11 protein-coding genes are annotated in these 13488 nt (G+C 72.6%); 8 read left to right on the top strand and 3 right to left on the bottom strand.

Features of this window, described 5'->3' with window-relative positions; all coding sequences use genetic code 11:
• Nucleotides 1-4: 4 nt before the first annotated feature.
• Genes nuoL through nuoN form a run of 3 tightly spaced genes read left to right on the top strand, consistent with a single transcriptional unit; the run spans nt 5 to nt 5178 of the window.
• Nucleotides 5-1951 (top strand): NADH-quinone oxidoreductase subunit L, encoded by a 1947-nt coding sequence (gene nuoL / locus VE546_RS18340; protein WP_324923645.1) that lies wholly within the window; start codon nt 5-7, stop codon nt 1949-1951.
• A gap of 3 nt (nt 1952-1954) precedes the next feature.
• Nucleotides 1955-3550, top strand: coding sequence for an NADH-quinone oxidoreductase subunit M (locus VE546_RS18335; RefSeq protein ID WP_324923643.1), 1596 nt, complete (start codon nt 1955-1957; stop codon nt 3548-3550).
• Entirely contained in the window at nt 3547-5178 is a 1632-nt protein-coding gene (gene nuoN / locus VE546_RS18330; protein ID WP_324923642.1) for an NADH-quinone oxidoreductase subunit NuoN, read from the top strand. The genes VE546_RS18335 and nuoN overlap by 4 nt, the downstream gene beginning before the upstream one ends.
• 160 nt (nt 5179-5338) lie before the next feature.
• Here the strand turns inward: nuoN and VE546_RS18325 are convergent, their stop codons facing one another.
• Complete coding sequence (locus VE546_RS18325; RefSeq protein ID WP_324923640.1) at nt 5339-5851, bottom strand: hypothetical protein; 513 nt, start codon at nt 5849-5851, stop codon at nt 5339-5341.
• 113 nt (nt 5852-5964) lie between these two features.
• Nucleotides 5965-7191, bottom strand: coding sequence for a fumarylacetoacetase (fahA, locus tag VE546_RS18320; RefSeq protein ID WP_324923638.1), 1227 nt, complete (start codon nt 7189-7191; stop codon nt 5965-5967).
• A gap of 263 nt (nt 7192-7454) precedes the next feature.
• Between fahA and VE546_RS18315 the strand changes: the two genes are divergently transcribed.
• The 4 genes from VE546_RS18315 to VE546_RS18300 all read left to right on the top strand — a co-directional run bounded on the left by VE546_RS18315 (nt 7455) and on the right by VE546_RS18300 (nt 11935).
• The gene (locus VE546_RS18315; protein ID WP_324923636.1) at nt 7455-8465 is read left to right on the top strand and encodes a polyprenyl synthetase family protein; all 1011 of its coding nucleotides are present in this window, start codon (nt 7455-7457) and stop codon (nt 8463-8465) included.
• Nucleotides 8466-8741: 276 nt separating this feature from the next.
• Nucleotides 8742-9941: a LolA family protein gene (locus VE546_RS18310; RefSeq protein ID WP_324923634.1), complete on the top strand. Its 1200-nt coding sequence runs from the start codon at nt 8742-8744 to the stop codon at nt 9939-9941.
• Between the two features lie 100 nt (nt 9942-10041).
• Nucleotides 10042-11001 (top strand): ABC transporter ATP-binding protein, encoded by a 960-nt coding sequence (locus VE546_RS18305; protein ID WP_324923632.1) that lies wholly within the window; start codon nt 10042-10044, stop codon nt 10999-11001.
• Between the two features lie 61 nt (nt 11002-11062).
• Nucleotides 11063-11935 (top strand): ABC transporter permease, encoded by an 873-nt coding sequence (locus VE546_RS18300; RefSeq protein ID WP_324923630.1) that lies wholly within the window; start codon nt 11063-11065, stop codon nt 11933-11935.
• A 61-nt stretch (nt 11936-11996) separates the two neighbouring features.
• Here the strand turns inward: VE546_RS18300 and VE546_RS18295 are convergent, their stop codons facing one another.
• Nucleotides 11997-12491 carry a VOC family protein gene (locus VE546_RS18295; protein WP_324923628.1) on the bottom strand — a complete coding sequence of 165 codons (495 nt, stop codon included), beginning with the start codon at nt 12489-12491 and terminating at the stop codon, nt 11997-11999.
• A gap of 82 nt (nt 12492-12573) precedes the next feature.
• Between VE546_RS18295 and VE546_RS18290 the strand changes: the two genes are divergently transcribed.
• Nucleotides 12574-13185 (top strand): CGNR zinc finger domain-containing protein, encoded by a 612-nt coding sequence (locus VE546_RS18290; RefSeq protein WP_324923626.1) that lies wholly within the window; start codon nt 12574-12576, stop codon nt 13183-13185.
• The last annotated feature ends 303 nt before the right edge of the window (nt 13186-13488 follow it).

Raw genomic sequence — 13488 nt, 5'->3', positions numbered from 1 at the left:
AACAGTGGAGACTTTGATCGGACTGCTCGTCGCGGCCCCGCTCGCGGGCGCCGCCGTGCTGCTGTGCGGCGGCCGGAGGCTGGACCGCGCCGGCCACTGGATCGGCACGGCGCTCGCCGCGGCGTCCTTCGTCGTCGCGGCCGTGCTCTTCGCCGACATGCTCGGCCGCCAGGCGGACGAGCGGGCCCTGCACCAGCACCTGTTCAGCTGGGTCCCGGTCGGCGGCTTCCAGGCGGACGTGGCCTTCCGGCTCGACCAGCTCTCGATGACCTTCGTCCTGCTGATCACGGGCGTGGGCACGCTGATCCACGTCTACTCGATCGGCTACATGGAGCACGACGAGCGCCGCCGCCGCTTCTTCGGCTACCTCAACCTGTTCCTCGCGGCGATGCTCCTGCTGGTGCTCGCCGACAACTACCTGCTGCTGTACGCCGGCTGGGAGGGCGTCGGCCTCGCCTCGTACCTGCTGATCGGCTTCTGGCAGCACAAGCCCAGCGCGGCGACGGCGGCGAAGAAGGCGTTCATCGTCAACCGCGTCGGCGACGTCGGCCTGTCGATCGCCATCATGATCATGTTCAGCACGTTCGGGACGTTCGCCTTCGGCCCGGTGCTGGACTCGGTGGGCGCCACGGGCGAGGGCACGGCGACCGCCATCGGCCTGATGCTGCTGCTGGCCGCCTGCGGCAAGTCGGCGCAGGTGCCGCTCCAGTCCTGGCTCGGCGACGCGATGGAGGGCCCGACCCCGGTCTCCGCCCTGATCCACGCCGCGACCATGGTCACCGCGGGCGTCTACCTCATCGTCCGCTCCGGGGCGATCTTCGAGGCCGCGCCCGCCGCGCAGACCGCCGTGGTCGCCGTCGGCGCGGTGACGCTGCTGTTCGGTGCGATCGTCGGTTGCGCCAAGGACGACATCAAGAAGGCCCTGGCGGGCTCGACGATGTCGCAGATCGGCTACATGGTCCTGGCCGCCGGTCTCGGACCGATCGGCTACGTCTTCGCGATCATGCACCTGGTCACCCACGGCTTCTTCAAGGCCGGGCTCTTCCTCGGCGCCGGCTCGGTGATGCACGGCATGAACGACGAGGTGGACATGCGCCGCTACGGCGGCCTGCGGAAGTACATGCCCGTCACCTTCGCCACCTTCGGACTGGGCTACCTGGCGATCATCGGCTTCCCCGGCCTGTCCGGCTTCTTCTCCAAGGACAAGATCATCGAGGCGGCCTTCGCCAAGGGCGGCACCGAGGGCTGGATCCTGGGCGGCGCGGCCCTGCTGGGAGCGGCCATCACCGCGTTCTACATGACGCGCGTGATGCTGCTGACGTTCTTCGGCGAGGAGCGCTGGCGCAACGCGCCCACGCCCTCCCCCGACCGGCCCGACGTGGAGCCCATCGCCTCCGAGCGGGACGAGCACGCCGTGCCGCACCCGCACGAGTCGCCGAAGTCGATGACGATCCCGATGATCGTCCTCGCCTTCGGGTCGGTGTTCGCGGGCGGGCTGTTCAGTTGGGGCGAGGCCTTCGTCCACTGGCTGGAGCCGGTCACCGCCTACGAGCACGGGCACCCGCCGGTCGGCGCCCTCACGATCACCACGGCCACGGTCGTCGCCCTGGTCCTCGGCGCGGGGCTCGCCTGGCTGCAGTACGGCCGCCGGCCCGTGCCGGCCGTCGCCCCGCGCGGCTCCCTGCTCACCCGGGCCGCGCGCCGCGACCTGCTCCAGGACGACTTCAACCACGTGGTGCTGGTCAAGCCCGGCGAGTACCTCACCCGCGGGCTGGTCTACCTCGACCACAAGGTGGTCGACGGCGTCGTCAACGGCACCGCCGCGGCGTTCGGCGGCCTGTCCGGCCGGGCACGGCGGTTCCAGAACGGCTACGTCCGCTCGTACGCGGTCTCGATGTTCGGCGGTGCGGCGGTCCTGGTCGCCGCGACCCTGCTGATGAGGGCGGTCTGATCCATGTCATTTCCCCTGCTGACGGCAACGGCGGTGCTGCCCGCGCTGGGCGCGGTCGCCACCGCCGCCGTACCCGCCGCCAGGCGCACCGCGGCCAAGTGGCTGGCCCTGGCCGTCTCCCTGGCGACCCTGGTCCTCGCCGCGGTCGTGGCCTTCCGCTTCGACCCCGGCGGCGACCGCTACCAGCTCACCGAGTCCCACACCTGGATCGCCGACTTCGGCGTCCGCTACGAACTGGGCGTGGACGGCATCGCGGTCGCCCTGATCGCGCTGACCGCCGTGCTGGTCCCCTTCGTCATCCTGGCGGGCTGGCACGACGCCGACCCCCTGGAGGAGGAGAGGCCCAATCGCCGGTGGCGCCCCACCCAGGGCTTCTTCGCGCTGATCCTGGCCGTCGAGGCGATGGTGATCATCTCCTTCGAGGCCACCGACGTCTTCCTCTTCTACATCTTCTTCGAAGCCATGCTCATCCCGATGTACTTCCTCATCGGCGGCTTCGGGGACCGCGCCGGCCGGCACGGCGAGGAGGAGGCGGCCAAGCAGCGCTCCTACGCGGCCGTGAAGTTCCTGCTCTACAACCTCGCCGGCGGCCTGATCATGCTGGCCGCGGTGATCGGCCTCTACGCCGTCACCGCCGACCAGCTCGGCACCGGCACCTTCTCGCTCCAGGCGATCACCGAGGCCCGCCAGTCGGGCGAGCTGACGATGGCCACGGGCACCGAGCGGCTGCTCTTCCTGGGCTTCTTCTTCGCCTTCGCGGTCAAGGCGCCGCTGTGGCCGCTGCACACCTGGCTGCCGAACGCGATGGGCGAGTCCACCGCCCCGGTCGCCGTCCTCATCACGGCGGTGGTCGACAAGGTGGGCACCTTCGCGATGCTCCGCTTCTGCCTCGGGCTGTTCCCCGAGGCCAGCAAGTGGGCCACCCCGGTGGTGGTGGTGCTGGCCCTGGTCAGCATCATCTACGGAGCCCTGCTCGCCGTCGGGCAGCGCGACATCAAGCGGCTGGTGGCCTACGCGTCGATCTCGCACTTCGGCTTCATCATCCTGGGCGTCTTCGCGATGACCAGCCAGGGCCAGGGCGGGGCGACGCTCTACATGGTCAACCACGGGATCTCCACCGCAGCCCTGATGCTGGTCGTCGGCTTCCTGATCTCGCGCCGCGGCTCGCGGCTCATCGCCGACTACGGCGGGGTGCAGAAGGTCGCCCCGGTGCTGGCCGGCACCTTCCTGATCGGCGGCCTGGCCACCCTGTCGCTGCCGGGCCTGGCACCGTTCGTCAGCGAGTTCCTGGTGCTGGTGGGCACGTTCACCCGCTACCCGGCCGCCGGCATCGTGGCGACGCTCGGCATCGTCCTGGCGGCGCTGTACGTGCTGGTGCTCTACCAGCGCACCATGACCGGACCGGTCAGGCCCGAGGTCGCGCACATGCCCGACCTGAAGAAGCGCGAACTGGTGGTGGTGGCGCCGCTGATCGCCCTGCTGATCTTCCTCGGTGTCTTCCCCAGGCCGTTGACCGAGATCATCAACCCGGCGGTCGAGCACACCCTCTCGGACGTGCGCCAGACAGACCCCAAGCCTGAGGTGGAGGCCGCGAAGTGAGCACCACGGAACTCACCCTGCGGGCGCAGGAGCTGATCCCCGCGCCCGACATCGAGTACGGGCAGCTCGCGCCGGTGCTGATCGTCCTCGGCGCCGCCGTCGTCAGCGTCCTGTTCGAGGCGTTCCTGCCGCGCCGGATCCGGTACGCCGCCCAGGCCCTGCTGACGGGCCTGGCCCTGGCGTCGGCCTTCGCGGCGGTCGTCGGGCTGGCCGCCGCCGGGAACGCCACCACCGAGGCGGGCCTGGTCGCCATGGGCGCCCTCGCCGTGGACGGCCCGGCGCTGTTCCTGCAGGGCGTGATCCTGCTGGTGGGCCTGGTGTCGGTGTTCACCTTCGCCGAGCGGCGGCTCGACCCGCGGGCGCACGGCAGGCACGTGGACTCCTTCGCGGCCGAGGGCGCCGCCGTACCCGGCGGCGAGGGCGAGAAGGCGGCGGTCAGGGCCGGGTTCACCACCACCGAGGTGTATCCGCTGCTGCTCTTCGCCATCGGCGGCATGCTGGTCTTCCCGGCGGCCAACGACCTGCTGACCCTCTTCGTCGCCCTGGAGGTCTTCTCGCTGCCGCTGTACGTCCTGTGCGCGCTGGCCCGCCGCAAGCGGCTGATGTCGCAGGAGGCCGCCCTCAAGTACTTCCTGCTGGGCGCCTTCTCCTCCGCCTTCCTGCTCTTCGGCATCGCGCTGCTGTACGGCTACGCGGGCACCGTGAAGTACGCGGGCATCGCGGAGGTCGTCGCGGACACCAACCGCGGCACCACCGAGGCGCTCGCCGCGACGACGGGCAATGACGCGCTGCTGCTCATCGGCGGGGCACTGCTGCTGATGGGCCTGCTGTTCAAGGTGGGCGCCGTGCCGTTCCACATGTGGACGCCGGACGTCTACCAGGGCGCCCCGACCCCCGTCACCGGCTTCATGGCCGCCGCCACCAAGGTCGCCGCCTTCGGCGCCCTGCTGCGGCTGCTGTACGTCGTCCTGCCGGGGCTCACGTGGGACTGGCGGCCGGTGATGTGGGGCGTGGCCATCGTGTCGATGGTGGTCGGCGCGGTCGTCGCCATCACCCAGACCGACGTCAAGCGGCTGCTGGCGTACTCCTCGATCGCACACGCGGGCTTCATCCTCGCCGGTGTGATCGCGGCGACGCCCGACGGCATCTCCTCGGTGCTGTTCTACCTGGCCGCCTACTCCTTCGTCACGCTCGGCTCCTTCGCCGTGGTGACGCTGGTGCGGGACGCGGGCGGCGAGGCCACGCACCTGTCCAAGTGGGCCGGGCTGGGCCGCCGGTCGCCGCTGGTGGCCGCGGTCTTCGCGGTCTTCCTGCTGGCCTTCGCGGGCATTCCGCTGACCTCCGGGTTCGCGGGCAAGTTCGCGGTGTTCAAGGCGGCGGCGGAGGGCGGCGCGGGGGCGCTGGTGGTCGTGGGCGTGATCGCCTCGGCCATCGCGGCGTTCTTCTACATCCGCGTCATCGTCCTGATGTTCTTCAGCGAGCCGAGGGCGGGCGGGCCGTCGGTCGCCGTCCCGAGCCCGCTGACCTCCACGGCGATCGCCATCGGCGTGGTGGTGACGCTGGCGCTGGGCGTGGCTCCGCAGTACTTCCTGGACCTGGCCTCCCAGGCGGGGGTCTTCGTGCGCTGAGCCCCCGCACCGTACGAGCGCCGTACGACGCCGACGGCCGCCCGGCATCCGTGCCGGGCGGCCGTCGGCGTCATCCGTCGGCGTCATGGGGCCCGGCGCCGCCTTCGGGGCCCCTCGCGCGGGGCGGAGGGGCCGGGCTCCCGGACCACTCCCGGGGACGTCACTCCCGGGGAAGGTCGCCGAGGTCGCCCAGGTCGCCGAGATCCTTGAGGTCGGTCGGCAGGTCACCGATCTCGGTGGGGACGTCCATCTTGGTGAAGGTGTCGGTGGCGCCCGACTTCCAGGCGACCGTGAGGCTCTTGCCGTCGAGGCTCTTCACCGTGCCCTCGGTGCGGTCCGTGCTTCCGTCGGTGCACGTGAGCGTGAACGTGACCGGGTCGGAGGCGGTGTCCACCGGGCCGGAGCAGGCCGTCTCGCCGAGCAGGGCCGCCTGGTTGCCGCTGACGCTCAGCACCAGCGCGTCCGCGCCGTCCTTGGTGCTCCAGGTGCCCTCCACACCGCCGCCGTCCGGCGTCCGGTCACCGGCGTCCGCGGTGGGCCCGGCGGAGTCCCGGGCGGCCGGGCTGTTCCCGGCGTCGGGGCCGTCACCGCCGCCGTCACCGCCTCCGCAGCCGCCCACCAGCAGCACCGCGGCCAGGACGGCCGCTCCCGCATACCGTGCCGACGTACGCACGTGGTCCCCCTCCATGTGTGGTGCAAAGACACGTCAAGCTAGCAGGCAGGCCCGGGACGCCGGGAGGATACGGCGATCCGGGACGCCGCTCCGGCCGCCCGGGCCGTCCGGAGCTAGGCCGCCGGGTGGATGCGGCCGCTCACCTCGCCGAGACCGATGCGGGAGCCGTTCGGCCCCGGCGCCCAGGCGGTGAGGACGACCTCGTCGCCGTCCTCCAGGAACGTCCGCTTGCCGTCCGGGAGTTCGAGCGGATCGCGGCCGGACCAGGTCAGCTCCAGCAGACAGCCGCGCTGCCGGGGCTCCGGACCGCTGACCGTGCCGGAGGCGAAGAGGTCGCCGGTGCGCAGCGAGGCGCCGTTGACCGTCATGTGGGCGAGCTGCTGCGCGGCGGTCCAGTACATCGCGGAGAACGGCGGCTCGGCGACGGTGTGGCCGTTGAGCACGACGGAGATCCGCAGGTCCAGCCCGCAGGGCTCGCCGGCGGCGGAGTCCTGCAGGTAGTCCAGCAGCGGGTGGGTGCGCTCGGGCGGGGCCGTGCGGGCGGCGTCGAGGGCGTCGAGCGGGGTGATCCAGGCGGAGACGGAGGTCGCGAAGGACTTCCCCAGGAAGGGGCCCAGCGGCACGTACTCCCACGCCTGGATGTCGCGCGCCGACCAGTCGTTGAGCAGGCAGACGCCGAAGACGTGGTCCCGGAAGGCGGACTGCGGCACGCGCTCCCCGAGCCGCGAGGGGGTGCCGACGACGAAGCCGACCTCGGCCTCGATGTCCAGGCGGCGGGACGGGCCGAAGGTGGGGGACGGCTCGTCGGGGGCCTTGCGCTGGCCCTGCGGGCGGACGACCGGGGTGCCGGAGACCACGACGGTGCCGGCGCGGCCGTGGTAGCCGATCGGCAGGTGTTTCCAGTTGGGGGTGAGCGGCTCGCCGCCGGGACGGAAGATCCGCCCGACGTTGGACGCGTGGTGCTCGCTGGCGTAGAAGTCGACGTAGTCGGCCACCTCGAAGGGCAGGTGGAGGGTGACGTCGTCGAGCGGGAGCAGGTACCGCACGACGACGGAGGCGTGCTCCGGAGCGGTCAGCCAGGAGCGCAGCTCGGCGCGCACCGCCCGCCAGACCGGGCGGCCCGCCGCCATCAGGGGGTTGAGACGCGGCTGCCGCAGCAGGTCGGCGTGGGATGAGCCGAAGGCCTCCGCCGCCGGGCCCGCGTCCAGCACGTACCGGCCGTAGCGGACGCCGATCCGGGGCAGGTCGGGGTCGTCCTCGGTGGTGAAGACGCCGTAGGGGAGGTTGTCCGGGCCGAAGAGGTCGTCGTCGGGCAGGTCGAGCGGGGTCGCGTCGGACATGGGTGGGGTGCCTCGCCTTCGAGGTCGTCGCCGGTCAGGGCCGCGAACAGGCTACGCGGTGGTGATCCGCGGCAGAAGCGATCCGCGACGGGGGGAGGGGGCCTTCTGGACAGGGGTACGCGGCGACTGTGATCGTTGCAGGACCGGCTACGCTGCCAGGGAAGATGGATGGCGCCAGCGACCCAGCGGTACGGCGACGCACCGTGACGGTCGCGACGAGCCGCGTGACGTTCGCTGATCGTACGCAGACAGGAGTACCCCTCGTGACCGTCGTCGGGCCCTTCGGGCTGAGCGTGCGGGACCAGGCACTGGAAGCCCATGTCCAGGCGGGGTTGGCGGCTGTCGAGGAAGGTCTCATCGAGGCCACCAAGAGCGGCGTGCCCTTCATAACGGAAGCGGCGCAGCACCTGGTGCGGGCGGGCGGGAAGAGGTTCCGCCCGCTGCTGGTGATACTGGCGGCGCAGTTCGGCGACCCGGGCGCCCCGGGGGTGGTGCCCGCGGCGGTCGTGGTGGAACTGACGCACCTGGCGACGCTCTACCACGACGACGTGATGGACGAGGCGGACGTGCGGCGCGGGGTGCCGAGCGCGAACGCCCGCTGGGACAACTCGGTGGCCGTCCTCACCGGTGACTTCCTCTTCGCCCGGGCCTCGCACATCCTGGCCGACCTGGGGCCGGAGGCCGTCCGCATCCAGGCCGAGGCGTTCGAGCGGCTGGTGACCGGGCAGATCCTGGAGACGGCCGGGCCGGGGGAGGGCGACGACCCGATCGCCCACTACCTGGACGTGATCGCGGGCAAGACCGGTTCGCTGATCGCGGTGGCCGGGCACCTCGGCGCGCGGATGGCGGGCGCGGACGACGAGATCGTGGACATCCTCACCCAGTACGGCGAGCGGATCGGCACCGCCTTCCAGTTGGCGGACGACGTGCTCGACATCGCCAGCGACTCGCACGAGTCCGGCAAGACGCCCGGCACGGACCTGCGGGAGGGCATCGCGACGCTGCCGGTCCTCCATCTGCGCGCCCGCGCGGCGCGGAACGGCTCGCCGGAGGACCTGGCCCTGTGCGCCCTGCTGGACGGCGACCTGACGGACGACGCCCGCCACGCCGAGGCCCTGGCGGGACTCCGCGCCCACCCGGCGCTGGAGGAGGCGCGCCGCGACACGATCCGCTATGCGGACGAGGCCCGCGCCATCCTCGCGCCCCTGCCGGACTGCCCGGCGAAGGAGGCCCTCTCCTCCCTGTGCGACGCGGTGGTCCACCGCGCGGGCTGACACCGCTTCGCGGCGCGTTTCTCCTGGTCCGGCCGTCTCCGCCCGCGTTCGCCAGGGTCCACCGGTGCCGGATGCCCTGCCGGTGGGAGGAGAGGGTGCGGTGCCGTCATCCTGCGGTATTACGTCGGCTTGATGCTGTCGGCTGACGCTCTGTCCGGAGCAATTTGATGGGATTGAACCCGTCGCCCCGTACCGGATTGGGTGAGAATGACGGCAAGGGGTGGACGAGTGCGATGCATGGACGAATCGCTGTCGACCACGGAGGTATGCGCGCATATGGCACAGAACAGACGGACCAGGAAGGCGCTGCGTTATGCCGTACCGGCCGCGGTGGCCGGCGTGGCGGCGGCGACCGTCGGCCTCGTACCGGCACTGGCGACCTCCGGCGACGACCCCGATCTGCCGAAGATCACCGCGGAAGAGCTGATAACGAAGATCGCGTCCTCGGACACCGAGCAACTGTCCGGCACGGTGAAGATCACCACCGACCTGGGGCTGCCCGCCCTGCCCGGCATGGAGCCGGGCGGCGACCACCGGGGCGGCGAGGGGAACGGCGGGGAGGACGGCTCCACGGGCGCCGACCCGCGGAGCAAGCTCACGGAGCTGGCCTCCGGCACCCACACCCTGCGCGTGGCCGTCGACGGGCCGGACCGGCAGCGCCTGTCCTTCGTGGAGAAGGCCGCGGAGTACAGCCTCATCCGCAACGGCGAGGACGTGTGGGCGTACGACAGCGCCTCCAACACCGTCCACCACACCGTCCTTCCGGAGAGGACCGGGCGGGAGAAGCCGCACGAGGCACCCGGCGGCCTTGAGAAGATCACCCCGCAGAAGGCGGCCGAGGAAGCGCTCAAGGCCGTCGACGACACCACCTCGGTCACCGTCGGCGGCACGGCGAAGGTCGCCGGGCAGGACGCCTACCAACTGCTGATCGAGCCCAAGCAGACGGACAGCACGGTCGAGTCGGTGCGGATCGCGGTGGACGCGGACAGCGGTGTGCCGCTGAAGTTCACGCTCACCCCCAAGGGCGGCGGCAAGGCCGCGATCGACGTGGGCTTCACCGAGGTGGACTTCGGCAAGCCGGACGCGGACACCTTCGCGTTCAAGCCGCCGAAGGGCGCGGAGGTCACCGAGGAGAAGCTCGACGGCACCGGGGACGGCTCCGCGGCCCGGCCCGGGAAGGGCGACGAGCAGCAGGGCCTGCCCTCCGGCCTGGAGGTCATCGGGGAGGGCTGGGGCTCGGTCGCCGAGTTCACGCTGCCCGACGGCGGCCCGGCGGCCGGCGCCAAGGGAATGAAGGGCCCCGAGGCCAGGGAACTGCTCGACAGCTTCACCGACGAGGTCGAGGGAGACTTCGGCACCGGCCGGCTCTTCAGCACCCGCCTCGTCAACGCCCTGATCACCGACGACGGCACCGTGTACGTCGGGGCCGTCACCCGGGAGGGACTGGTGAAGGCCGCCGACGGCGCGGCCCGATAACCGGCCCACCACCCGGCCCCTCCGTCCACCGTCCCGGTGGCACGGCGGGGCCGGCGCGGTGCCACCGCGCCGGAACGCCCACGCGACCTCGGGGAGCAGCATGCAGCCACCGTCCGTCCCGGACGCCGTCGTCGAGACGCGCGGCCTCACCAAGCGGTACCGCGGCGGGCAGCTCGCCGTGGACGGCCTCGACCTGGCCGTGCCGCGCGGCAGCGTCTTCGGCTTCCTGGGGCCCAACGGCTCGGGGAAGACGACGACGATCCGGATGCTGCTCGGCCTGATCGAGCCGAGCGGCGGCAGCGTACGGCTGCTGGGGGAGCCGATGCCGGGCGCGGCCCGGCGGGTGCTGCCGAAGGTGGGCGCGCTGATCGAGGGGCCGGCGCTGTACGGCTTCCTCTCCGGGCGCGACAACCTGCTGCGCCTCGACGCGGCCGATCCGACCGCCGACCCCCGCACCCGCGCCGCCCGGGTGGGGGAGGCACTGGAGCGGGTGGGGCTCACGGCCGCGGCCCGCAAGAAGGCCAAGGCGTACTCGCTGGGCATGAAGCAGCGCCTGGGCCTGGCGGCGGCGCTGCTGCAGCCGCGCGATCTGCTGGTCCTGGACGAGCCGACCAACGGGCTCGATCCCCAGGGCATGCGCGAGATCCGCACCCTCGTGCGCGAACTCGCCGGCGACGGCACCACGGTCTTCCTCTCCTCCCACCTGCTGGACGAGGTCGAGCAGGTCTGTACGCATGCGGCGGTGATGGCCCGCGGACGGCTGATCACCCAGGGGCCGGTGACCGAACTGGCGGCGGGTGCCCGCGGCCGGCTCGCGGTCACCACCCCGGACACCGCGGAGGCCGTCCGTGTCCTGAAGGAGCGGGGCGTGACCGATCTGACCGTCGCCGGCGACCGTGTCACCGGCGAGCTGCCGACCGCCGATCCGCCCGACCCGGCCGACCTCAACGCCGACCTCGTGCGTTCCGGGGTCCGGGTACGGGCCTTCGGAACCGAACGCGCCTCGCTGGAGGACGCCTTCGTGGCACTGACCGGGGAGGGTTTCGATGTCGCAGGCTGAATCGCGGGCCGAGCCGCCGAGCGCCGGGACACGGCGGACCGAGCCACCGCGGACCGGGCCGATGGGAGGCCGGGTCCCGCCTCCGCGCCGCCCCGGGCCGCTGTGGTCGCTCGGGCTGTTCCGCAGCGAACTGGTCATCACCTTCCGCCGCTGGCGGACCCTGGCGCTGCTGGCCGTGCTGGCGGGCATTCCGCTGCTGGTCGGGATCGCCGTCAGGATCGAGACCGGCGACGGCGGATCGGCCGACGGGGGCGGCGGCGAGGGACCGGCGTTCATCGGCCAGGTCACCAACAACGGCCTGTTCCTGGTCTTCACCGCGCTCGCCGCCACCCTCCCCTTCTTCCTCCCCATGACGGTCGGGGTCGTCGCGGGCGACTCGGTGGCGGGTGAGGCGGCCGCGGGCACCCTGCGCTACCTGCTGGTCGCCCCGGCCGGCCGTACACGGCTGCTGCTCGCCAAGTTCACCGCCGTCCTGGCCTTCTGCCTGGCGGCGACCCTGACCGTGGCGGTCTCCGCGCTGGCCGTCGGCGCCCTCCTCTTCCCCCTCGGCGAGGTGACCCTGCTGTCGGGGACCACGGTCTCCTTCACGGAGGGGCTGCTGCGGTCCCTGGCCATAGCGGTCGTCGTCGCCGCCTCACTGACCGGTCTGGCGGCACTGGGCCTGTTCGTCTCCACCCTCACCAACAGCGGCATCGCCGCCATGGCCACCACCGTCGGTCTGCTGATCGCCGTGCAGATCGTCGGTGCGATCCCGCAGTTGGACGCGCTGCACCCCTACCTCTTCCCACACCACTGGATGTCCTTCGCCGACCTCCTCCGTGACCCCGTCTACTGGGACGACCTGCTCGACAACCTGAGCCTCCAGGGGCTGTACGCGGCCGTCTTCGGCTCCGCCGCCTGGGCCCGCTTCACCACCCGGGACATCACGGTCTGAGCGCGGGAGCGCGGGCCGGCCGGGAAAGCGCGGCGTGGGCGGGCGCGGGCGGACGGACCGCTCACGCCACGCAGAACTCGTTGCCCTCCGGATCGGCCATGACGGTCCACTCGCCGGAGGCCTCCTTCACCTGCCGTATGACCGTCGCGCCCAGACCCGTGAGCCGGGTGACCGTCTCCTCACGGCGCCCCGCGCCCGCGTGGACGTCGATGTGCAGCCGGTTCTTGACCGTCTTGGGCTCCGGGACGCGCTGGAAGAGCAGACGCCGCCCCAGCCCTGTGCCGCTCTCGGGATCGAACGGATCCTGCGGGTGGCGTGCGCCCGCGGCGTCGCGCCAGGCGCGGCGGCCGTGGTGCTCCACCAGGATGTCCTCGCCCACCGCGCCGGAGCCGAGCAGGCGCTCGATCAGGACGCTGTGGTCCTCCACCTCGTAGCCCAGGGCCGCGGCCCAGAAGTCGGCCTGCCGATGCGGGTCGGCGCAGTCGACCACGAGCTTCCAGCCGAGCGTTTCGCGTGCCCCGCCCGCCGTGCCCGGGGCTTCCGCAGTGTCCGTCATGATCCGTCCTCCTGTGTCGTGTGCCGTGCCCCGTACCCTGCGGAGCCCTTCCCGATCTCGCGTAACCAGTTATAGTGGTTACATGACGGAGTCCGCAACGGGTCTGGTCCTGCACTCACCCGAAGGAGTGCCCTACCGCTTCGACCCGGGAGCGCTGTGCCTGGAGCTGCTGCCGACGGGCGGGCCGGGGGAGTTCGCGCGCCACGAGGTGCTGCACGAGCCGGTGAACCTCGTGGTCTGGGCCTCCCGCTCCCGGCTGCGCCCCTCGCCCGTGGTCGAGGTGACCGAGGTGGAGCTGGCCGCCGCCAGGGAACTGCGCGCCGCGCTGTGGCGGATGGCCGTGGACCAGGCACACGGCCGCACCCCGCGCCCGGAGGACGTGGAGGTGGTCAACGACACCGCCGCCGGCCCTCCGCTGCCCGTACGGCTGCTGCGGTCGGACGGCGGTGCGGGCTGGGCCAGGGACTGGGGCCCGGCCGCGACCGGCGCGCAACTGCTCTCGACGGTCGCGCGCGACGCCGTCGACCTGTTCGGCGGCCCGTACGCCCACCGGATACGGGAGTGCGCCTCCGAGGACTGTTACCTGGTCTTCGTGGACACCTCGCGTCCCGGCCGCCGCCGCTGGTGCTCAATGGAGCGCTGCGGCAACCGCCACAAGGTCCGGGCGCTGCGCGCCCGCCGCGAGGAGGAGTGACCGGCAGGCCCGCGGGCCCACCGGGGCGCCGGACGGCAGCCGGCGGACGGGGCGTCTCCGGGGCCTCCACGCCCTGTTCCCCTGCCGCCCTCCCGCTCCCGCGGCCTCGGCTTCCCCGCCTTCCCGGAGGGACCGGCCCCGCGGCCGGGGCCCCTCGGCCGGTCCCGGCGCCGTGCGGAGGCGCGCCGTACGCGCCCGGTCCCGGCGGGCTCCGCCCGCCGGGGCGACCACTGGCGGGCGGTGCCCGACGCGGTCGGGGGCCGGGCTCACAGCCCGGCCCCCGACTGACGACCCCCGACCGAC

This window comes from Streptomyces sp., assembly GCF_035644915.1.
Classification (GTDB): Bacteria; Actinomycetota; Actinomycetes; order Streptomycetales; family Streptomycetaceae; genus Streptomyces.
This window is presented reverse-complemented; position numbering and strand designations above follow the sequence as displayed.

What these genes read in the sequence shown, in the direction of transcription:
- VE546_RS18305 (WP_324923632.1), top strand. Translation starts at nt 10,042, where the DNA reads ATGCAGCCACCGTCCGTCCCGGACGCCGTCGTCGAGACGCGCGGCCTC.
- VE546_RS18310 (WP_324923634.1), top strand. Translation starts at nt 8,742, where the DNA reads ATGGCACAGAACAGACGGACCAGGAAGGCGCTGCGTTATGCCGTACCG.
- fahA (WP_324923638.1), bottom strand. Translation starts at nt 7,191, where the DNA reads ATGTCCGACGCGACCCCGCTCGACCTGCCCGACGACGACCTCTTCGGC.
- VE546_RS18335 (WP_324923643.1), top strand. Translation starts at nt 1,955, where the DNA reads ATGTCATTTCCCCTGCTGACGGCAACGGCGGTGCTGCCCGCGCTGGGC.
- VE546_RS18300 (WP_324923630.1), top strand. Translation starts at nt 11,063, where the DNA reads ATGGGAGGCCGGGTCCCGCCTCCGCGCCGCCCCGGGCCGCTGTGGTCG.
- VE546_RS18290 (WP_324923626.1), top strand. Translation starts at nt 12,574, where the DNA reads ATGACGGAGTCCGCAACGGGTCTGGTCCTGCACTCACCCGAAGGAGTG.
- VE546_RS18295 (WP_324923628.1), bottom strand. Translation starts at nt 12,491, where the DNA reads ATGACGGACACTGCGGAAGCCCCGGGCACGGCGGGCGGGGCACGCGAA.